Source organism: Funiculus sociatus GB2-C1, from assembly GCF_039962115.1.
In the GTDB taxonomy this organism is placed as follows: Bacteria; Cyanobacteriota; Cyanobacteriia; order Cyanobacteriales; family FACHB-T130; genus Funiculus; species Funiculus sociatus.
Map to the genome: position 1 here is coordinate 1 of NZ_JAMPKJ010000041.1, position 19,802 is coordinate 19,802.

The window sequence follows — 19,802 nt, forward strand, 5'->3', positions numbered from 1 at the left end:
TCTGTCCATCATCAAAAGCTATGGCTCGATAAATGAGGAAAAACAAAAACTTATATTATTGTCGGCTTGAATCACTAATCAAGCCTTCTCTGGGTCTTCCATTATTTATTCAGCAAGCCCTAAGTAAGGATATCTATGAGCGATCGCGAAAAATTGACCACAGCGACAGGTTGCCCAATTGCTGATAACCAGAACTCCCTGACAGATGGAGCGATCGCAGGAGCATTAAGCGGCACGCGGCAAGATATCCAAATGCGACAACTGTGTCACTTCTTCCTCGCTGACATGGATTACGGTATGCGTGTTGCCAAGGCGTTGAGCATTGACATTGACCCCGGTATGCTGCAACAAAATCAACAAAACAATCCTCAGCCTGTAACAGCCTAAATTATTAGCTGTCTGTTTTCTCCTTTGGGTAGGTGAACCTGTTTTTAACAGGGGCGCATCAATAACGCCCCTACCCAAAGGCTTTCCGGGTTAACGACAATTTTGTATTTGGAATTACTTATCAAGTTACTCTCAGCAGTTCTCCTAAAAAATTGTAGGGAAAATTTATGGATTCTGCCAATAAGCCATGCAAACCTAAGCAACTTAGCATATTACAAATTATTGGAATAGTGCTGCTATTAGCTGCGGTTAAATATAGTTTGGACGAAGTTTCACTGTTTCTGCTTAAGCATTTTATTTCAGAAGAATCTGTTGTGTACACAACATTAGTCAACGAATTTCGGCATTTTCACTAACCTTGAGCAATGGTGGCGCGCCCGTGCGATCGCCTGTCTTTCTGTTGATGCTCCAAACGAAGCCATACGCGAACGGGCGCAAGGAGAGCGAAGTTACGCGCACACTTTATTCACACTCTTGAGCTTATTCACTTCATCCCACCAACTCTTCAGTTTAGGAGTTTGAGCGGTAATTGCCTCAAACTCTGGCGTTTTCGAGAGGTAGATGAAGATGGGAATTAGGTAGAAATCGGCAATGCTCAATTCATTACCTAGCAGGTATGGGCTACCAACAGCCAGCGACTCAATCGCCTCTGCTGCTGTTTTTGCAGGCGCGATCGCATTTTTCACCGCGTCCTCATCTGTTTTGCCGCCCTGACTTGGCACAATTAGATGCTGGATGACAATTGTCCTGATTGCAGATGGGTAGAAATAGCTATCAATAATTGCCATAATCTGGCGCATCCGAGCCTTAGACAGCGGATTAGACGGGCTAAACTTGTTACTTGCGACGACAGTATCGAGATAGTCGGTAATGGCAGCCGTCTCATAAAGCACTTCCCCATCCACTTCGAGAGTCGGGACTTTACCAAACGGATTTTTAGCTAGGTACTCGGCTGAGGTGTTTTCACCGTTGAAAATCCCGACTTCTTTGAGGTCATAGTCTGCACCTGCTTCCTCAAGCAACAACCGGACAGTACGAACGTAAGTGCTGAGAGGAATGCCGTAAACAGCGATCGCTGGCATTATCTGTAAATCTCCAATCCTTTTGTTCGACAGTGACAATAATACTAGCTGACTAACTGCGATCGCCTCAGCTAGTAGGGGGAGAACTGGCGAACGAGCTGTTTGAGGGATACAAATGGGCGGTCAGATGAGTGAAAACCCCACGTTAAGCTGTCTATTGGGCAAAAATAATTGAAATGCGATCGCTCATTTCTGCTTAAGGCTAACTGCGTTATAGCTGATTTGTTGCATCCTTTCTACCAGATTAATAGAGCGACAAAATTAAAAATATAATGCGATTTGGGTTGATATAGATGTTAGGGTGCTGCCACTAATCGCCCCTAATCTCCACTAACATCTCGCCTGAGCGCAAAAGCTCCAAAGCTTCCGGCAATGTTGCACTCAAAATCTCTCGCAATCGCGTATTTGATGTATTGCCACACGTCAGCCAGATAATTTGTGGCGGTACTCCGTAGCGAGCGACCAAATCAACGAAATCTCTGTCCTTGGTCATAACGATCGCTCCTGGCGCTTTTGCTGCTTCAAAAATCTCATAATCTTCAGCATCTCTCAGACCAATATCGCGCAAGGCTACTGCTGTCACCCCAAATGTATTCGCGATCCAGGGTGCAATTCCAGGCGACAGTTGTGCATCTACCCAAATCGTCATGCCACCAGAACTGGATGATCGACTTTACGCGCCGCGTAGGTGAGTGCTGCTTTCAGATCCTCCATTTCCAGATCGGGCATTTCCTCCAATATTTCTTCGGCACTTAAACCAGCCGCAAACAAGTCCAGCACATCTGATACCCGAATTCTCATACCCCGAATGCAGGGACGACCTCCACACTGTTTTGGATTAACTGTAATTCTCTCAAGCAAATTTGGCATTCGATTTTGCTCCGAAATAAATCCTTATCTCAGTGTGGATCGAGTTTGCCTAAGTTGCAAATTCAAAAAATCTGAAGATGCGATCGCTCATTTCTGCTTCAGCCTCACTCCTTTCTAACTGGTTTTTGCTTCCTTTTTGTTTGGTCAAAAACTCAATAAAATCAAAATATTCAATTTGAAAGCAAGTGTTAGACTGGCTTCTCAACTGCTACCTAATTTCCCCTTGAGAATCTCTTCCATTTCCCTCAAATCTTCTTCAGTCTTAGGCAACCGATATTTTGGGATATTAGGATTCCCGCGTTTAATCAGAGCCTCAATTGCTTCATCATCCTCTCGGTGAGCCAATACATAAGTTCTCAGTTCTTGACGGGTCATTTTGCTAAAGTCAGGCTTTATCATTAAAGCTACCTTGACCATCGGAAAAAATTAGAATTTCCACGCCTCTCAGTCATTAGGAAAACTCTATTTCCACGGCTGATCATTGGAAGGTTTGAGTTGAATAATTTCAACCAGTAAAGCCTCAACGATGAGATGCCCTTTGAGTAGTGTTACTAAAATTTCATCATTTCTACTAAGTTGACCTATGTAATGCTCGAAGAATCGGGCTAAAACAGGCTTCCCCATAGATTAGCTTTTAAACTTAGCGTTAAGGTGCTGGAATATTTTTGGTACAGTTTGGAATTGATTTGTTATGCCCTAGTACCTCAGTTTCAGCCATTTCGTTACCTTAAAACGCCGTACATAGGGTGGACTGCGGATCTCATTCATCAAGTCCCAGTAGCAGGTCTTGGACAATTTCGCCGATACCCCTGTGGGATAGGTATATTGGTACATAGGCAAATCGGCAGATTCCCATACGATGCTGTGTCGGAATTCAGGCTGCAAGTACTCATATATACCCCACCGGATATTGTTCAGAAACTCGGCAATCGTGCTGCTGTGGTAATTTAGAATGTCGGTGTGGAATCGTTCATAGAAGTCAGCAAGCGCAAGCATGGCATCGTCAAGAGCAACCGAGACACCCCTGGTGGCGAGGGCTTGTTGAAGCTGTTCGGCCACCCCCACGGATCTTAAAAAATTGTGCTTCGAGATATCGCCACACATTTTGAGGAATTTAACCCTCGATAGTTGTAGCTTGGTCTCTGTATCAATTGATGGTAGCCACACCTCAACTTCAACTTCCTGATCGAGCCATTCTTTGAACTCATGGGTTGCTTCGCGCAGTGACCTTATAGAGTCATCTACGTTGAAACTAGGGTTACTGACGATAAACCTTAACCCACTGAGATACGAGGTCTGCTTTAATGGGGCCTTTCTGTCAGTACATGACAAGAAATCAACAAGAACAATGTTGAAATATCGTTGGTGTGTTATTGATTCAAACAATATTGATGAATCGGGGTCACTCCCACCCAGAGAGAGTACTTCAAAGTTCACCATCGAGTCGATCAGTTCCTTGATGGCTCTTAAGAACACGACCTCTTCTTCGATGTTACTGAGGCTCATAGGCATAGCTCATCGGCGAAAGATAACAACTTTGCATCATAACTGATATTTTTCGTACATCCACTACAAGGTAGTTTTAGCCATGCGATTGCAATCGGTTTCATGCCTTGAGCTATCTTATGTAAAGATAGCTATTTCACTTTGGCAATAATATTGGGCTTAGCGAATCTCTTTCCAGCACTTAACTTTCACAATTCAAGAAAAAACTTTACTACGGACACTTTCATATCTAGATCAGGATTTTCTTCACCAGTGGTAATGACTTTTAGTTTATTGTCATATAAGTCTACAAACTCAAAGCTACAGAAACCGTAACCAGTACCTGATGAACAATCAATCTCCCAATAGCCTCTCTCCCAAAATACAGAACCGTTTCCATTCTGAATATTAGGATTCTCGCCATAACTCCAATGTTTCATATCAGGTTGCCATCCAGCCTCTATTAAGCGTTCCCTTGCGGTGTCATAGGTGAGTCCATAAAGGTTAGGAATGGGAGTATGAGCTGTAGGAGAGTTTATGGAATCCCACTTCCTAGCCAAATCACCCTCAAGCTCACGAACTGCTGTTTCTTCAGCTATCCGCTTCCACTCGTGCAGCACCTCCAAGGTATATCGTGCTGAATCATTATCTACAAGCTTGGCGCATTTCTGACAAAGCCAGATTCCGTTTTCTGTTGACTTCCTCTGTTCAGCGGAAAGAGATGTATTGTAACGTGGTCCTCTGGGCGAGGCAGCTGTGATGTGTGCAGCGACACCGACGTTAACTGTCTTCGTTGAGTCTTGATGGGGGCCACTTGTTGGCTGTCGGCAGGAAGGATTGGAACAACGGTAGCCCACACGCTTTGCCAGTAGCTCTTTCGTTGCCGCAGGAAAGTCATCGCGCATAGTTACCAAGCCTAATCTTTAGATGATTTTACTGTGGTTAGGCAACTACCAACTCAAGCACAGCTTTATTCATAATTTGTAATTTGATAAATTTTCTCCGCTTCCGTTTATTTCGCGGGTGAAAGTGACCCAGAAGCTTTGAAACTCCCTTTGTGATCGCGCCTTAAGCATCTACATCTTCCCGTTATCCGATAAAACACCAGTCGATGATATGCTGATTCGGATTAGCGATCGCTCTCCCGGTATCAGGTATAAACTACAACCGGAACTCGCTTAAACGCAGGTATCCCAGACTGCTTATCTATACGCGCTTTAAAGATTACATTAACTTCGGGATAAAACATCATTGCTGCTCCTTGACGGACAGCACCAAAGATAATTTCAACATTCTCTAATTTGCCTGCATCACCTTGCACCGTCACTCGTTGATGCTCTTGCCATCCTGCTTGTTTTGCATCGCATGGGTTCATTAAAATGCAATTTCGGTGCGGCATTCCGCGATATTTGTCGCCTGGTTTGTAAACTACAGTATTGTGTTGCGAGTAGCTACGCCCCGTCATCAATGCTAATACAATGCTAGGGGTAGATTCCGGGATTCCAAACGCTTCTACTTCCGGTAAATGCAATTGGGGTAATGGCGTGACAAACATATTCGCTTTACCGGACGGTGTAGCAAATTTAGGTTCATTGAAAATGCGTCCGGCGATGGTAAATTCTTCCTGGGTTTCATCAATTGTCGCCATCTGCTCAAAGCCAGGAATCGTTTTAGCAATCAGTTGACGGACATATTTAGTATCTTGCAGTTTGCGCCAATCAACCGGATCGCTGCCAAGAATCCGATGCGCCAATTGTGTGAGAAATTCTACCTCCGAAATTAGAGCCACATCCTTGAGATGGGTTTTACCAACGTCATTTAGCCGCACAAAATTGTTGCCCGATTCCGTAGTAGTTTGGTGCGGATTTTCAAAGCGGTTAAATACGGGAATGATGATGGTATTTTTCTGCGCTAAACCGTGAAAGTGTCCTAGATTCGGTTTGGTGGCGAGGTAGATAATGGTTTCAATATTGCCTAAAGCTCGCTTTGCTTGATTTAAATCCGGGTTCGCCGCATACAGATTCCCACCCAGGCAAATCAACGTGTCTACTTTACCTGCATCAGCCGCATCAATTAAGTCGCGGGCGCGATATCCAGGGTTGCGGTTGAGCGATCGCCCCAGCAATTTCTCTAGCGCTTCTTGAATCTCTTTTTTGAGTTGGACTGTGACTCCCATCGAGCCAAAACCCTGGACGTTGGAGTGTCCCCGGATCGGCATCGTACCGCCGCCTTCTTTGCCAGCATTCCCTGTCAGCAGTGCGGTGTTAGCGATCGCATAGATGTTATCCACGCCGTTTTCTTGCTGCGTTGCACCCATTGCCCAAGCAAACACCACACCCTTAGAAAAAGCGATTATTTCTGCGGCGACTTCGATCTCCTGTTGGGAAACACCGCAAGTTTGCGCGATCGCTTCCCAGGAAATAGAGCCAGCATAATCGATAACCGGTTCCCAACCCTCAGCATGGGCGCAAAGATAATCTATTTGAATTAAGTTGCGTTCAATTAGCGCTTTTTGGATGCCGATAAATAGCGCCACATCGCTACCGGGAATCGGTTGCAGATAAAGTGAGGAAATTGCCGATCCAGTGAATAGCGACTTGAGGGGAAATGCTGGAGAAGCAAACTTGACTAACCCCACTTCCACTACTGGATTAACGACAATAACTTTGCCACCGCGATCGCGCAACTCGATCAGTTCGTTCATCAAGCGCGGATGGTTAGCAGGTGCATTCGACCCGATCAGCACCACGCAGTCTGCCTTTTTCAGGCTATCCAGACTGACCATTGAGGTGCCAGAACCAAACATCTGCTTCAGTCCCACAGTTGAGGGGACGTGGCACAAATCCGAACAATCAGCCAAATGATTCGACCCCAGTGATCGCATCATCAGTTGCAGCAGATAAGCCGCTTCGTTCGACGATCTCCCGGAACTATAGGAGGCGACTCGCTCCGGCGACTTGCGAAAACCAGCTTCTGCAATCTCGTAAATCTCATCCCAGGAAATCCGCTCGTAATGAGATTTTCCCTCGCGCAGAATGACCGGAAAGCTCAGACGACCGAGGCGATCCGCTTCTAAGGAAGTTAACTGCTGGAGTTCGGCGATACTGTGGCGGTCGAAAAAATGGGTCGAGACAGCAGGTTGCAACTCGGCGGAAATGGCCTCTACGCTTTTCGCGCAGCGTTGCATCGTTTCCCCCAACTCGTTCGCGAAGCCGCCCTTTTGTCCCCCCGTTCCCCAAGCACAAGACAAACAAGCACTTTTATGCAACAACGTTTGCCACAGTTTTGGGCCTTCTGGCGACAGGGTATGTTCTGCCCAATATTGCACGACGGGCAAACCGCCACCCATCTCTGGAGCATTGCTGGTTGCTTTCGTTGCGTCTTCTGGTTTAATTTCTACGTCCATACAGCTTCCTCTTGAATGCAGCGCCACTCATCTGTCAGCCTGGAATGCGTTCTATCCCTCTGAATTTATCTTGAGCTAAATACTATCTAGAGGGACTTGAAATTAGCGTAACTCATCAAAACTTGTCTCGCACGATTGTATGGATGTGCGATCGCTGAAAGCTTTTTACTGGAAAACTAGCTTCTCAAATATCCTCAAACGATTTCTGAGATTTCAGTCCTCAAGCAGATTTTCAGGTGCCTTCCCCTAGCGTGCAACCGCTCTGTGAAATAATGGGAACACAACTGTTCCTAAAATTTTTATGACCACTTCTCACAGCCAGGGCTATCTCGTCACGATCATCTGCGAATCGGTATTGCAAGATCGCCTAGTTAAGCTGCTCAGCACAATAGGTGCTTCTGGCTACACCATTATTCCCGCCAAGGGCGCTGGTAGTCACGGTAGACGCATGGGAGATATCGCTGGCTATAACACCAACATTGAAGTCAAAACCGTTGTCACAAAAGAGATATCAGACCAATTGCTAGAAGACCTGAAGGAGTTGTCGAGCAATCATGCCTTGATTGCCTTTCGTCAAAAGGTAGATGGCTTGTTTGATTAAGTAGTTGAATCTAAAATCTGACTGGGACGATAGATTTCAATTTGTCGAGTTCTAGGAGTGATTAACTAGCGTAAGCGATCGCAAATACTCAACACGCTATTCTTAAACTAGCGTTGTCTGCGGAATATTCAAGATTGCGATCGCTTTAGTATCGCCCGTTAGGTTAGCACTAAAACACTTTCTCGATCCGCATCAACAAGCGGCTAAACGTCGGAAACTCCCGCTTTGGGACTGACTTCAAACTGTAGCTGCGAACGGTAGAAACAGACATCAAACTCCATGAAGAAGTTCACTTGCCCTAATATTAATGGCACACTTACAGCCTGTGTCCATGCGAATACAAGTTGCACAGGTTCAAATCGCCCAACTACGGCTTGCACAACCACTACACGCGCCTCATACTGAGCCAAATTACCTGTTAAACTCAAAGCTGTCGTTTGCTGCCCCCACTCATACCCAAGCTCAACCCCCACCGGGTAAGGTAGCACGTTTACCGTTGCTCCGGTATCTAATAAACCGGATGTGGGGACAGAACTTTTCTGATTGACTAAGGTGATAGAAAGATACGGACGAAAACCTGCCTCGCCTAATGCAGTATCAGCAGAGATAAACGGATACCGTTGGGCGTTACGCATCGTCTTCAGTTTTGGCCGCTTGTAAGACTTTTAGCATGGTATCTGCTGCTTCAAACGCATCATAGGGCGACCACACGGGGTAGGATAGATCGGGTTTAATAAGGTCTGTTTCTTGTTGAGCTAGATCGGAGATCAAAACCTGCATAACATATAACTTATCTGCACGGTTAAGCCCCCGTAAAGTAGAAAGTAATTCTGTTGATACCATGTAAACCACTCCGCTAGGTCAGGAAAGCTTTTTCATCATATCGCTGGAACCGACTGAGCCAATTGAATTATTTAATTGTATTGGAGCAAACTACAGGAGACGGAAATACTTGATTGGATTCAATTGTTGCCCAAAGCCATTGTCAATTGCCGATTAGATTTTGCGCTATGTCTACGTTCAAGTGACAGTAAACCTTCTTTAAGACGGACTCCACCTCTAAAACCTGTAAGTGTGCCGTTGCTGCCGATAACACGGTGGCAAGGCACAATAATACACAGAGGATTTTTACCGTTGGCGGCTCCGACAGCACGCGCTGCTGTTGGAAATCCTATTTTTCTCGCCAGTTCTCCATAAGATAAAGTTTGACCGTAAGGAATTGATTGGAGGGCTTTCCAAACCTGTTGTTGAAATACCGTACCTATGGGGGCAAGTGGTAGCGTAAATTGATACAATTCGCCATTGAAATATGCCCTAAGTTGCTCAACGGCGTCACCGTCTAGCTTCTTTTGGAAATGCCAAGCGGCTTCTGGAGACTTTGCAGCCCGCCCTTCTTGAAAGTCTATTGCCACTAGCCCAACTGAGTTTTGCGCGATTAAGATACGTCCCAGAGGGCTATCCATGTAGGTATAGAAAATTGAGTCAGAAACCATATAAATTCCTTTTTGCTTAAATTTCCCAGAACGCGATCGCCTGCAATACTAGATAGAATTTTGGCATGGATTCACATCCGTGCATACATGGGAATGCGTTGACGAAGCCTACCGAAGGTATCGCTCATCAGCAACCCATTCCATTCATGCGATCGCCACGCCAGTTTATTTGACATCCACTTCGCAAATTGCTAATATGAGCCTGTAAAAAGGCTATTATGCACATTATCACCTACAAAAGACTCAACGAGTTTTGGGAGAAACACCCCAATTCTCAAACGAGCCTTCAGTTGTGGTACGACCGGACAAAAGCGGCTCAGTGGGAAAATTTTGTAGACCTTAGAGAAATATTCCCTTCAGCCGATCAAGTTGGAAATCTGACCATTTTTAACATCGGTGGTAATAACTATCGCCTGATTACTTTGGTTGACTATAAATACAAAAAAGTCTTTATTCGCAATATTCTTACTCATGCAGAATACGACACACAAGACTGGAAAAACGACCCCTGGTACACGTAGCACTAGCGAGTATATGTCACTACTCAAGGCTTTCCCTCCGCGTCCCATCGCGACAGAAGAGGATTTTATTGCTACGCAACAGGTGATAGATTCTTTAATAGATCGCGGTAATCTAACACCAGACGAACAGGACTATCTCAATGTGTTAGGTAGCTTAGTCCACGATTACGAAGAACTTCATCATCCTCTACCCACTCTTCAGGGTATAGAGCTAATTAAAGCACTCATGGTTGAATTGAATCTTCGACAAAAAGATTTAGTTCCAATTTTTAAAACTGAGTCTATTGTTTCGGCAGTGCTGAACGGCAAGCGCCAGCTAACGGTAGAACATATTCAAAAGTTGGCTGATTTTTTCCATATTTCGCCAGCCGTTTTTTTAAGTAAAGGCGTCTGAATAAAAAAATCCCCTGGCAGAAATACCAGGGGATAAAAGTGTTAAATCTTAGCTAATCAATCGCGTAACTGGTGAGGTTAGCTTACAGGAAGTAACTCTCGCTGTTCAGATTTGACTACCTGAATCTGATTGTCATCGTCAACGTCAAGGATGGCGGTATCTCCATCTTTGATTTGACCAGATAGCATGGCTTCAGCTAAGTTGTCTTCTAAGAGTCGCATGATGGAACGGCGGAGACTTCTCGCACCATAAGCAGGACTATAGCCTTCTGCTACTACGCGCTCTTTGAAGCGATCGCTTACTTCCAGAGTAATTCCTTGTTCGGTCAAGCGACTGGAAATTTCGCGAATCATAATGTCTGCAATCTGCTTCACCTCTTCCTTACTCAACTGACGGAAGACAATGATCTCGTCGAGACGGTTCAGGAACTCCGGACGGAAGTGTTGCTTGAGGTCTTCATTCACTAAAGCGCGAACCCGATTATAGTTAGACTCGGCTTGGTTGTCAGAGAACTCGAAGCCTAGACCGCCGCCGCCTTTCTCAATGATTCTAGAACCGATGTTCGAGGTCATGATGATCAAAGTGTTTTTGAAGTCTACTGTACGTCCTTGGGAATCAGTCAAGCGACCATCATCCAAGAGTTGCAGCAACATATTGAAGACATCAGGGTGAGCTTTTTCGATTTCGTCGAATAGTACCACCGTGTAAGGCTTGCGACGCACAGCTTCGGTTAACTGACCGCCTTCGTCGTATCCCACGTAGCCGGGAGGCGAACCAATCAGCTTAGAGACGGTGTGGCTTTCCATGAATTCTGACATATCGAGTCGAATCATGGCTTCTTCAGAACCGAAGAAGTAAGCTGCTAAAGCTTTCGCTAATTCCGTCTTACCAACTCCGGTAGGCCCTGAGAAAATAAAGCTGGCGATGGGACGATTCGGATCTTTTAGACCAACTCGTGCGCGGCGAATGGCTTTCGAGGCGGCGGTGACAGCTTCCTCTTGACCGATGAGACGCTGGTGCAGAGTGTCTTCCAAGTGCAGCAGCAACTCAGACTCGGATTCAGTGAGTTTGTTGACAGGTACGCCAGTCCATGAAGCAACGATTTGAGCGATATCTTCCTCGTCAACAACAGGGGCGTTTGCGGCGATAACCTCAGACTTTTTGTTGTCTTTGGTTGCTTTCAATTGTGCCTCAAGTTCCAACTCGCGATCGCGCAATACTCCCGCTTTGTCAAAATCTTGCGCCTTGACTGCTTCCTCTTTTGCTGTGGTAACTTGACGCAGTTCGCGCTTGAGTTCCCCATTTGCAGAAGGTTTAGTATTTCGCAGACGGACGCGAGAACCAGCCTCATCAACCAGGTCAATTGCCTTATCTGGTAAGTAACGATCTGAGATGTAGCGATCGCTCAGCTGAGCGGCTGCAACTAGAGCTTCATTAGAGATTTTAACCTTGTGGTGCTGCTCGTAGCGATCGCGCAGACCAATTAAAATCTCGATAGTTTCACTCACGCTGGGTGCACCTACCATAATCGGTTGGAAGCGACGCTCCAAAGCTGCATCCCGTTCGATATGCTGGCGGTACTCATCCAGAGTCGTCATCCCCATGCACTGCAACTGACCACGCGCCAAAGCAGGTTTCATGATATTAGCAGCATCCATGCCACCTTCAGCCGAACCAGTACCAATCAAGGTGTGAACTTCGTCAACTACCAAGATGATATTTCCAGAGGCGCGAATTTCCTCAATGATTTTCTTGAGACGTTCTTCAAATTCGCCCCGGAATTTGGTTCCAGCGACAAGCGTCCCCATATCTAGGCTGATGACTTGCTTATCTTCCAGGGTATCGGGAATATCTTTATTAACGATACGCTGCGCTAAACCTTCAGCGATCGCAGTTTTACCAACTCCCGGCTCCCCGATCAATACTGGATTATTCTTGGTGCGGCGACCTAAAATCTGGATAGCACGTTGAATTTCCTTTTCCCGACCAACGACTGGATCGAGTTTACCTTCTGCGGCTAATTTGGTAAGATTAGTGCCAAACTCGTCTAATGTCGCTGTCTGGGTGGAACGCTTGGAAGACGAGCGCTCTTGTCGTGCGCCAGCGGGAACAGCTGCCACTTCTCCCAGCATCTGAATTACGGCGGTGCGGAGGTTCGAGGAATCTACTCCCAGATTTGCCAAAACCTTTGCAGCAACGCCTTCACCCTCTTGAATCAGTCCTAGCAAGAGGTGTTCTGTGCCAATGTAGTTGTGTCCCAGAGACTTAGATTCTTGCAGAGATTGCTCAAAAATGCGGTTCGCCTTGGGGGTGAAGGGAATTTCAGCTGGTACAAAGCGAGATCCCCGACCAATAATTTTTACAACCTCGTTGCGTGCTTTTGGAAGAGTGACACCAGCGTCAGTCAACACTTTAGCAGCTACTCCCGTGCCTTCTGCAATCAAACCAAGAAGGATTTGCTCGGTTCCCACGAGGCTGTGTCCCAGGCGACGTGTTTCTTCCTGGGCTAACATGACTACTCTAACGGCTTCTGTAGTGAAGAGTTCAAACATGGCGGGTAATCCTCTACCGAGCTGTTTTCTGCTTCAGGGAAATGAATGTTTCCCCAGGCATAAACTTTTATGTACTTCGTATTCATAATGTATCGTTACGAAGGATGCGATCGCAGTGGTAACAACCGTAAGAACTAAGCAGTAGTTGCCCCCCTGTGAGGATTAAGGAAGACATTCTCGTTCCCAGCCAGCAGCCTGAGAATGCCTATTTAGAGGCTCTGCCTCATCTTAATTGACGTATTCCGGGAGGCTCTAGACTCCCGGAATGCGTTCCCAGCCGGAGACTGGGAACAAGAAATAACTTCTAGAAGCGTTTCTCATACTCCACCACTCCCCGGTGGTCGCCAGACAAATCCGTACCGCCCCGCAGCAGAATCTCATCATTCACCCGGTAGCGGACGTTAAACTGGGGAGCCTGACTATTCGTCAAAACCTTCGAGACAGAACCAGAAAGCTTAGGCGTGATATCAACCCCCACCTCTGCCGCCAAGCCCAGTGTAGAAGTACGCGACTTATCATCAGTAACCTGCGTCGGGAACAAGCGAAACTCACTCAATCCCAAAGCATCCCCCACCACATTCTGGAAAGGTGTCAAAAGCGCCGAACCAGCCAAATTCGCCAGTCCCAAAGTAGCGTCCCCCCCTAGCGTATCCACAAAACTGCCACCCAACAAAGCAACAATTTCAGTTTCGCTGCGGGACGGATTACTTGTCAGTTCCAGGTTACTCGGCTGATTACTTGTAGGATCGAGGTTATCTGCCAATTCACTCGCAGCTCCCGTTACTCTGGCTTGGATGCGAACAGTCCCCAAAGCGCCCAGATTGGTAGCCGGAACATCGCTAATCTCGTTGCTAGTAATACCCGTGTTGCTGATAGTAGCAATTCGGCTGCGCGTCACTTCTGGAACTGATGCCACCAGACGCACATCTAAGTTGGGATCTAGTCCCTGACCGGGGACAAACACAGCCGTATGTTCGTAGCCGGAAGCCAACCTAAACTGAGTGGTAAACAGATTTACCTGACCGCGCTTTAGTCGAATCGTTCCACTCGGCTCAATGTCATCCAGCGTCCCATTGAGTCTCAAGTCACCCTCTGCCAAAAAAGCCAAAAGCGGTGGGCGGGAGATTTCCACACCTTCGCCCAGGTTTATCAGCAGATTATTGAATCCTGGGTTTAGAGGTTGGGTGGCTTCAGTTGCAGCGCCCCCATTCGGTGCAGAAGCCGCCCCGTTTCCGCCTCCGCCTCTTGTTTCTCCTAACAGCACTCGACCATCAGCAAGCAGCACTTGACCGCTAATTTGTGGACTCAACGCCGATCCGGAAATCTGGACGTTGCCGTTGACACCGCCATTGTATAATCCCTTCAAATTCAAGGCTAGTTTTTCGAGGTTAACGTTGATTTGTTCACCATTTGTTCCTTGTGCTGCGTCTGAGAGGGGAATGGAACCGGAGACGACCACTTGCCCGCCGCTAAAATTACCCCGCAGCTGATCCACTACGTTGAGGCGGTTAAAGTCAAACCGGACTGTGCCGTTGACATCAGTAAGCGGTTCAGATAAGGCTTGCGCTTCGATAGTTGCATTCTTGACTGTCGCGCTTCCGGCTGCTACAAGTTGGCGTTGGTTGATTTTGCCTGTGGTAGGGTCAACTGCACCGTCAACTCTGAGTTGTACCTGTCCAGTCCCATCTTTCCAAGAAACGGCAGAACGGCTAAGCAAGTTCAGCAGGGAAAGTCCCTCATTTTTTACGTTCACATCCAGGCTGATGCAGTTGTTGTCTGGGGTGACGGAAGAGAATGGCAAGTTGTAAAAGGGAATGCTGCCGCTAATTTGAGTTGCGGTTGGGGATTGGGAACTAGCGATCGCACTTGATTGGCGATAGCACTGGAAACCAGAAGGGGGCGGGGTTACTACGGATGCTTGCGGACTTGTGATATTGTCGGTCAAGGTCGTCCCGGCAGCTGCTTGAGCAGTGTCAATAGTGCTGCTGAAGGTAAGGCGAGCATTGCTGTATTGGAAACTACCCCGTGCGGTTTCGACTTCGGTTTGGTTGAGTCTTGCGTCCGCTAGTCTAAGTTCGCCTTTAGCTTGGGGATTGGTGATGGTGCCTGCTATGGCTGCTGTTCCATTCAGTTCGCCCTCGATATCAACTGGCACGTTGACAAAACGCCGCAAAGGTGAAACGGGTAGATTCGCGACGCGCAACAGACCACTTTGTTCGTCTCCCCCAATTATGCCGTTGAAGGCCACCAGAGTTTTGTCAGATTCTACTCGCAGGGGCAGGAGGGTGAGAACGCCGTCTTGGAAGCTGCCTTTGGCAACGATTTGATCCGCCTTGTAGAGACGACTTGGTTCCTCTTCTTTACCCCACTTCCAGTCAGTCCCGACCAAGTTAAAGCGTGCCTCTATCCCTTCTTGGGGGGAAGCTGTGATGATGATTGGTTCGGCGGTGAAGAAGTTGCCTGTGAGGTCTGCTAGTTCTGGTATTCCAGAAGAGTTTCTTTCCTCCTGCTGTGCCGCAAGTATGGCTTCTATTTCAGAAAATAGGCGCAGTTGGTTTTGCAGAGTGGCATTTGGTAAGCCGACGGGCTGGGGTTTGACAGCGGCGGCTCTGGCATAGGTGGGCGGTTGTCCTCCCCTGGCGAGGTCTTGTAAATCAAAGATTTGGAGGAAAGGGAGTACATCTTGGATTTTGCCTTGCTCGACATTGAGGGCAAGTTTAAATTCTGGCCCTCTGGGGGTTTGGTTAAAGTTAGCGCCAAGCGAGTATTCGCTTTCGCCTTGGGTAAAGTTGGCTTTGGTGAGAGTGCCACTGCCGTTGGCATAACTGAAACTGTCTATGGTTAGTTCTGTGCCTTTAAAGGTGCCGAAGACTGGTTGCGCGATCGCGATATCATTCCCGACTACGCTAGAGTTTTCGAGATTGATGGTAATATCTCCCGATAGTTTGCCTCCGACGGGTTGAGATGCGATCGCAGCTGGCAACCGTGCCAAAACATTCTTAGGAGCCAAATCCTTCAACAACGCCAGGGGTACATTCTGCACGTCTAGCACAAACAAATCGCCCCGCCTGTCCCCTTGCGCCACCACATCGTCACGCTTCAGCAAAAACGATAAAGGTTGATAGTTTGGCGACAGCACTAACGAAATTTGGTCATTTTGATTGCCTGTCAACTCAAAACTACTACGCTGTCCCGGCACCAAATTAACTTGCCCGGTGAGAACTGGATCAAAATCCAGCTCATTAGCAACCAAATCCTCCACGCGCACCTGTCCGGTTGCTTGTATGGACGCAGGATTGGAGGATACAAGCGAACCAGAAGCATTTAAAGTCCCACTTACACGTCCCCGCACATCCGGTATCGGTGACGAAGCTGGTAAGGCTTCTGCAAGTTCTTCCAGCGCCACATCATTAGCAGCAATTGTCCCCTGCCAGCGACCGTCTTGCAGTTGGATATTAGAAGCAGTGATGGTGCCACCGCCAACGTTGAGGCTTCCAGAAGCTGTCCCCGTAAGGCTTGCAGGAGTGAAAGCCGTTAGACTGCCAGACAAATTGAAGGAACCATTATTCAGCTGCCCCTGGAATTGCGACGGCAGTTGGGGAAACACCCTCGCCAGCTGGACACCATCCGCCTGTCCAGAAGCTTGCCAGCGACCGTTATTTAGTTGCACATTGGCAGCGTTAACCGTGCCACCGCCCAAATTCAAGCTTCCAGAAGCAGTGCCAGTGATACTTTCCGCACCCGAAGCCGCCAAACTGCCCGACAAGTTGAAGGAACCGTTATTTAACCTGCCTTGGAATTGCGACGGCAGTTGAGGAAACACCTCTGCCAGTTGGACATTAGATGCTTCGCCCGACGCTTGCCAGCGACCGTTATTTAGTTGCACATTGGCAGCATTAACAGTGCCACCGCCCAAATTCAAGCTTCCAGAAGCTTTGCCTGTAATACTTTCCGCGCCCGAAGCCGCCAAACTGCCCGACAAGTTGAAGGAACCGTTATTTAACTTGCCTTGGAATTGGGGAAACAGTCTTGCCAACTGCACATTAGACGCTTCGCCCGACGCTTGCCAGCGACCGTTATTTAGTTGCACATTGGCGGCGTTGACAGTGCCACCACCTAAATTCAAACGTCCAGAAGCTGTACCGCTGATGGTTTCTGGGCTAGCATTTGCCAGACTTCCTGACAGATTAAAGGAACCGTTATTTAGCTGCCCTTGGAATTGGGATGGAAGTTGGGGAAAGACTCTTGCAAGTTCTACGCCAGACGCTTCGCCCGACGCTTGCCAGCGACCGTTATTTAGTTGTACATTGGCGGCGTTGACGGTGCCACCACCTAAATTTAAACGTCCAGAAGCTGTAGCGCTGATAGTTTCGGGGCTGACATTTTCCAGGCTTCCTGACAGATTAAAGGAACCATTTCTTAGGCGACCTTGAAATTGCGGCGGAATTTGGGGAAATAGTCTTGCTAACTGCACATCAGTTGCTTGTCCAGATGCTTGCCAGCGACCGTTGTTTAGTTGCACATTCGTGGCGGTGACACTTCCCGCACCTAAATTCAAACGTCCAGAAGCTGTGCCGCGAATAGTTTCGGCGCTGACATTTTCTAAATTTCCGGCGAGGTTGAAGGAACCGTTATTTAACTGCCCTTGGAATTGTGGGGGGAGTTGGGGAAATAGCTTTGCTAACTGTACGCCAGAAGCTTGTCCAGACGCTTGCCAGCGACCGTTGTTTAGCTGCACATTGGCGGCGTTGACGGTGCCACCACCCACATTTAAACGTCCAGAAGCTGTGCCGCTTATAGTTTGGGCGCTAACATTTTCCAAATTCCCGGCGAGGTTGAAGGAACCGTTATTTAGCTGCCCTTGAAATTGCGGGGGGAGTTGGGGAAATAGCTTTGCTAACTGTACGCCAGAAGCTTGCCCGGAAGCTTGCCAACGACCGTTGTTTACCTTCACGTTTGATGCTGTGACGGTGCCACCAGCAATATTTACTCTACCCTGTGCGGTGCCGTCAATGGTATTGGTTGCGGAGGAACCTAAATTTCCCGATAAATTAAACGTGCCATCTATCTGTGCAGACTGCAATTGCGGCGGTACTTCTGCTAGACGCGCTAGTTGGACATCATTAGCAATACCGGAAGCTTGCCAGCGACCGTTGTTAAGCTGACCTTTGGCTTTGACTATGCCTCCTCCCACGTTAAGTGTGGTGTTGCGGAAGAAGGTGGTGTCTTTGGTAACGATGACTTCTCCGCTTCCTGGGTAGGTGGCTTGTGGTGCTTGAAATTGCACCACTGTTTGCAGGTTGCCGGGGGTGCCAAAAACTTGTGACTTGGCAGTTACGGTGCCAATTTGGATGTTTGTTGGTTTGACTCCGTAAATTTGGGCAACGGCATCCCCTGGAACTTGCTGCGCGAGAACATCAAACACGAGTCCGCCTTTTTCACCCAGCTTGATGCGACCGTTACCAGTCAGCTTACCGCCGACACTTGGCAATGCACGGATGTCTGTAATGGAGAGAGCTGAACCCGCTAGTTGAAACTGACCGCTTAGTCCTTGAAAGTTTACTTTGTCTATTTTTAGGGGTAACTGTTCGGTTGGTTTTGTGGTGACAGCGGTTCCCGACAGGATTGGCTTTTCCAGTGACCCTATGAGTTGTAAGTCGGCGCGTACTTCTCCGCTTACTGGTACTGGGGAGTTTACTTTTAAGGTATCTAGGGCTTTGGTTAAAGTGACTGGTTTTGTTTGGGCTGCGATGTTGTAACCACCGTCAGTTTTGGTATCGATAATTCCATTGGCAACAGCGGGAACCTGACCGTAAAGTGTAGTTACATTCTCCAGTCCAATCTGATACCCGTTAAATCTCAGGATGCCGTTGGCATTGGTGAATGGTCGGGGGACGGTGCCAACTTGTGCTGTTACGTCTTTTAATCCAGCGGTTCCTTTAAATGTTGGTCGCTGTTCATCCCGCAGTTGGATTTCTAGGTTGCCATCAAGAAGCCCGGCTTGTAAATCTAAGGGTAGTTTGACTAAGCGATCTACATCAACTGCGCTTAGGTTCTGCCCTTGAACTAGCAGGTTTGTTTGTCCAGTTGGGGGGCGGTATTCGCCGGAAATTTTGAAGTTGCCGAGTACGGGGGTAGCAGTTGTATTAGGCTGCTGTTGTGGTGCAACTGGTACAACGGGTAGACCACTGGCATTAAAGCGAATTCGCTGGTTTTGGTCAAGAAAATTAGCACCGCCGTTGACTTGAGTAAATGCGATCGCTTCTGCCCCCTTCTTTCCCGTGGGAACCAGCTGCCCGACATCAGGGAGTGTGTTTTGAGGTGTACGCTGTTGGGTTGCAGATTGGGCATTTGTCCCCTGCTTTCCCTGGCGTTTTTTTTGTCTTGGCAACAGCAATACGTCCGCGTTTTGCACCCGTATGCTTTGCAACTCGGTTGTAATCGGCCCACTGGCGTCTTTTGACTCCAGTTGCGTTGATACCCAACGCCCTTTTTCGTCTTGTTCAATATAGACATCTGGCTTGACGAGGGTGATGTCTAGCTTTAAGGTGCGGTTAAAGAGCAACGCTAATGGGTCAAATACTACTTTTACCCCCTCTACCGAAGCGCGATCCGGGTCTGTAGGTGTCGCTGGTATTGAGGAGGAACCGAACCGCAGACTGTTGGGGGAAAAGCCTTCGACTTGCCCTAGTTGTACGGGTCGGTTCAGCGTCTGACTGAGATTTTCTTGTACTATCGGTGCTAGCCGCTGATGGACAAAAACCCACGCCCACCAAACGCCGCCGGCAATTCCAACAAGCAAAAAAAGGCCAAGGGCAATGCCAGTACGGCTTAACAATAGCAGCCATACACGTCGATTGGACGTAGTAGCTGGTTCATTACCCGGATTTGGGGAGTTAGTCATAGAAGTCTTGCTTAGTTGGCAAGGATCGCATCTTTAGGGCTGATTGACAGACTTATCGAGATGAATTTTATCGGCTTGTCGTGTGTGAGAGTCAAGTTTTACTCTTT

The 19,802-nt window shown here is 47.7% G+C and carries 18 protein-coding genes; 4 read left to right on the top strand and 14 right to left on the bottom strand.

Annotation, left to right across the window (positions count from 1 at the left end; genetic code table 11):
• Positions 1-135 precede the first annotated feature (135 nt).
• Positions 136-387 carry a catalase-related domain-containing protein gene (locus NDI42_RS18215; protein ID WP_190456137.1) on the top strand — a complete coding sequence of 84 codons (252 nt, stop codon included), beginning with the start codon at positions 136-138 and terminating at the stop codon, positions 385-387.
• A 330-nt stretch (positions 388-717) separates the two neighbouring features.
• On the opposite strand, the gene NDI42_RS18220 is transcribed toward NDI42_RS18215, so the two are convergent.
• The 9 genes from NDI42_RS18220 to NDI42_RS18260 form a co-directional block, all read right to left on the bottom strand.
• Positions 718-846, bottom strand: a complete 129-nt coding sequence (locus NDI42_RS18220) for a hypothetical protein (RefSeq protein ID WP_348231449.1) — start codon at positions 844-846, stop codon at positions 718-720.
• The gene (locus NDI42_RS18225) at positions 837-1,469 is read right to left on the bottom strand and encodes a glutathione S-transferase N-terminal domain-containing protein (RefSeq protein ID WP_190456210.1); all 633 of its coding nucleotides are present in this window, start codon (positions 1,467-1,469) and stop codon (positions 837-839) included. Before NDI42_RS18225 ends, NDI42_RS18220 begins: the two co-directional genes overlap by 10 nt.
• A gap of 310 nt (positions 1,470-1,779) precedes the next feature.
• Positions 1,780-2,118, bottom strand: a complete 339-nt coding sequence (locus tag NDI42_RS18230) for a DUF5615 family PIN-like protein (RefSeq protein WP_190456139.1) — start codon at positions 2,116-2,118, stop codon at positions 1,780-1,782.
• Positions 2,115-2,339, bottom strand: a complete 225-nt coding sequence (locus tag NDI42_RS18235; RefSeq protein ID WP_190416124.1) for a DUF433 domain-containing protein — start codon at positions 2,337-2,339, stop codon at positions 2,115-2,117. Before NDI42_RS18235 ends, NDI42_RS18230 begins: the two co-directional genes overlap by 4 nt.
• A gap of 201 nt (positions 2,340-2,540) precedes the next feature.
• The gene (locus tag NDI42_RS18240; protein WP_431191436.1) at positions 2,541-2,756 is read right to left on the bottom strand and encodes a DUF6887 family protein; all 216 of its coding nucleotides are present in this window, start codon (positions 2,754-2,756) and stop codon (positions 2,541-2,543) included.
• Between the two features lie 45 nt (positions 2,757-2,801).
• Positions 2,802-2,963 (bottom strand): hypothetical protein, encoded by a 162-nt coding sequence (locus NDI42_RS18245; RefSeq protein WP_190456143.1) that lies wholly within the window; start codon positions 2,961-2,963, stop codon positions 2,802-2,804.
• A 72-nt stretch (positions 2,964-3,035) separates the two neighbouring features.
• On the bottom strand, positions 3,036-3,845 hold the full coding sequence (locus NDI42_RS18250) for a hypothetical protein (protein ID WP_199311203.1): 810 nt from the start codon (positions 3,843-3,845) through the stop codon (positions 3,036-3,038).
• Positions 3,846-4,033: 188 nt separating this feature from the next.
• Complete coding sequence (locus NDI42_RS18255; RefSeq protein ID WP_190456145.1) at positions 4,034-4,729, bottom strand: PASTA domain-containing protein; 696 nt, start codon at positions 4,727-4,729, stop codon at positions 4,034-4,036.
• Positions 4,730-4,974: 245 nt separating this feature from the next.
• The gene (locus NDI42_RS18260) at positions 4,975-7,230 is read right to left on the bottom strand and encodes an FdhF/YdeP family oxidoreductase (protein WP_190456147.1); all 2,256 of its coding nucleotides are present in this window, start codon (positions 7,228-7,230) and stop codon (positions 4,975-4,977) included.
• A 301-nt stretch (positions 7,231-7,531) separates the two neighbouring features.
• On the opposite strand from NDI42_RS18260, the gene NDI42_RS18265 reads away from it, so the two are divergent.
• Positions 7,532-7,831: a P-II family nitrogen regulator gene (locus NDI42_RS18265; protein ID WP_190419294.1), complete on the top strand. Its 300-nt coding sequence runs from the start codon at positions 7,532-7,534 to the stop codon at positions 7,829-7,831.
• Between the two features lie 203 nt (positions 7,832-8,034).
• Here NDI42_RS18265 and NDI42_RS18270 read toward each other — a convergent pair whose 3' ends face one another.
• The 3 genes from NDI42_RS18270 to NDI42_RS18280 all read right to left on the bottom strand — a co-directional run bounded on the left by NDI42_RS18270 (position 8,035) and on the right by NDI42_RS18280 (position 9,324).
• A complete protein-coding gene (locus tag NDI42_RS18270; protein WP_190456149.1) occupies positions 8,035-8,466 on the bottom strand; it encodes an aspartyl protease family protein in 432 nt (143 codons plus the stop codon).
• Entirely contained in the window at positions 8,459-8,674 is a 216-nt protein-coding gene (locus NDI42_RS18275; RefSeq protein ID WP_190456151.1) for a hypothetical protein, read from the bottom strand. The genes NDI42_RS18270 and NDI42_RS18275 overlap by 8 nt, the downstream gene beginning before the upstream one ends.
• 119 nt (positions 8,675-8,793) lie before the next feature.
• Complete coding sequence (locus NDI42_RS18280; protein ID WP_277876842.1) at positions 8,794-9,324, bottom strand: methylated-DNA--[protein]-cysteine S-methyltransferase; 531 nt, start codon at positions 9,322-9,324, stop codon at positions 8,794-8,796.
• A 218-nt stretch (positions 9,325-9,542) separates the two neighbouring features.
• Between NDI42_RS18280 and NDI42_RS18285 the strand changes: the two genes are divergently transcribed.
• Together NDI42_RS18285 and NDI42_RS18290 are read left to right on the top strand one after the other, a co-directional pair.
• Positions 9,543-9,845 (top strand): type II toxin-antitoxin system HigB family toxin, encoded by a 303-nt coding sequence (locus NDI42_RS18285; protein ID WP_190456153.1) that lies wholly within the window; start codon positions 9,543-9,545, stop codon positions 9,843-9,845.
• A gap of 13 nt (positions 9,846-9,858) precedes the next feature.
• Positions 9,859-10,239, top strand: coding sequence for a helix-turn-helix domain-containing protein (locus tag NDI42_RS18290; protein ID WP_199311204.1), 381 nt, complete (start codon positions 9,859-9,861; stop codon positions 10,237-10,239).
• Between the two features lie 77 nt (positions 10,240-10,316).
• Here the strand turns inward: NDI42_RS18290 and NDI42_RS18295 are convergent, their stop codons facing one another.
• Positions 10,317-12,791, bottom strand: a complete 2,475-nt coding sequence (locus tag NDI42_RS18295) for an ATP-dependent Clp protease ATP-binding subunit (RefSeq protein WP_190456157.1) — start codon at positions 12,789-12,791, stop codon at positions 10,317-10,319.
• Positions 12,792-13,095: 304 nt separating this feature from the next.
• On the bottom strand, positions 13,096-19,695 hold the full coding sequence (locus NDI42_RS18300; RefSeq protein ID WP_190456159.1) for a translocation/assembly module TamB domain-containing protein: 6,600 nt from the start codon (positions 19,693-19,695) through the stop codon (positions 13,096-13,098).
• Between the last annotated feature and the right edge of the window lie 107 nt (positions 19,696-19,802).

Coding starts and splice junctions, on each gene's coding strand:
- NDI42_RS18215 (WP_190456137.1), top strand. CDS start 136: ATGAGCGATCGCGAAAAATTGACCACAGCGACAGGTTGCCCAATTGCT.
- NDI42_RS18225 (WP_190456210.1), bottom strand. CDS start 1,469: ATGCCAGCGATCGCTGTTTACGGCATTCCTCTCAGCACTTACGTTCGT.
- NDI42_RS18230 (WP_190456139.1), bottom strand. CDS start 2,118: ATGACGATTTGGGTAGATGCACAACTGTCGCCTGGAATTGCACCCTGG.
- NDI42_RS18235 (WP_190416124.1), bottom strand. CDS start 2,339: ATGCCAAATTTGCTTGAGAGAATTACAGTTAATCCAAAACAGTGTGGA.
- NDI42_RS18240 (WP_431191436.1), bottom strand. CDS start 2,756: ATGGTCAAGGTAGCTTTAATGATAAAGCCTGACTTTAGCAAAATGACC.
- NDI42_RS18245 (WP_190456143.1), bottom strand. CDS start 2,963: ATGGGGAAGCCTGTTTTAGCCCGATTCTTCGAGCATTACATAGGTCAA.
- NDI42_RS18250 (WP_199311203.1), bottom strand. CDS start 3,845: ATGAGCCTCAGTAACATCGAAGAAGAGGTCGTGTTCTTAAGAGCCATC.
- NDI42_RS18255 (WP_190456145.1), bottom strand. CDS start 4,729: ATGCGCGATGACTTTCCTGCGGCAACGAAAGAGCTACTGGCAAAGCGT.
- NDI42_RS18260 (WP_190456147.1), bottom strand. CDS start 7,230: ATGGACGTAGAAATTAAACCAGAAGACGCAACGAAAGCAACCAGCAAT.
- NDI42_RS18265 (WP_190419294.1), top strand. CDS start 7,532: ATGACCACTTCTCACAGCCAGGGCTATCTCGTCACGATCATCTGCGAA.
- NDI42_RS18270 (WP_190456149.1), bottom strand. CDS start 8,466: ATGCGTAACGCCCAACGGTATCCGTTTATCTCTGCTGATACTGCATTA.
- NDI42_RS18275 (WP_190456151.1), bottom strand. CDS start 8,674: ATGGTATCAACAGAATTACTTTCTACTTTACGGGGGCTTAACCGTGCA.
- NDI42_RS18280 (WP_277876842.1), bottom strand. CDS start 9,324: ATGGTTTCTGACTCAATTTTCTATACCTACATGGATAGCCCTCTGGGA.
- NDI42_RS18285 (WP_190456153.1), top strand. CDS start 9,543: ATGCACATTATCACCTACAAAAGACTCAACGAGTTTTGGGAGAAACAC.
- NDI42_RS18290 (WP_199311204.1), top strand. CDS start 9,859: ATGTCACTACTCAAGGCTTTCCCTCCGCGTCCCATCGCGACAGAAGAG.
- NDI42_RS18295 (WP_190456157.1), bottom strand. CDS start 12,791: ATGTTTGAACTCTTCACTACAGAAGCCGTTAGAGTAGTCATGTTAGCC.
- NDI42_RS18300 (WP_190456159.1), bottom strand. CDS start 19,695: ATGACTAACTCCCCAAATCCGGGTAATGAACCAGCTACTACGTCCAAT.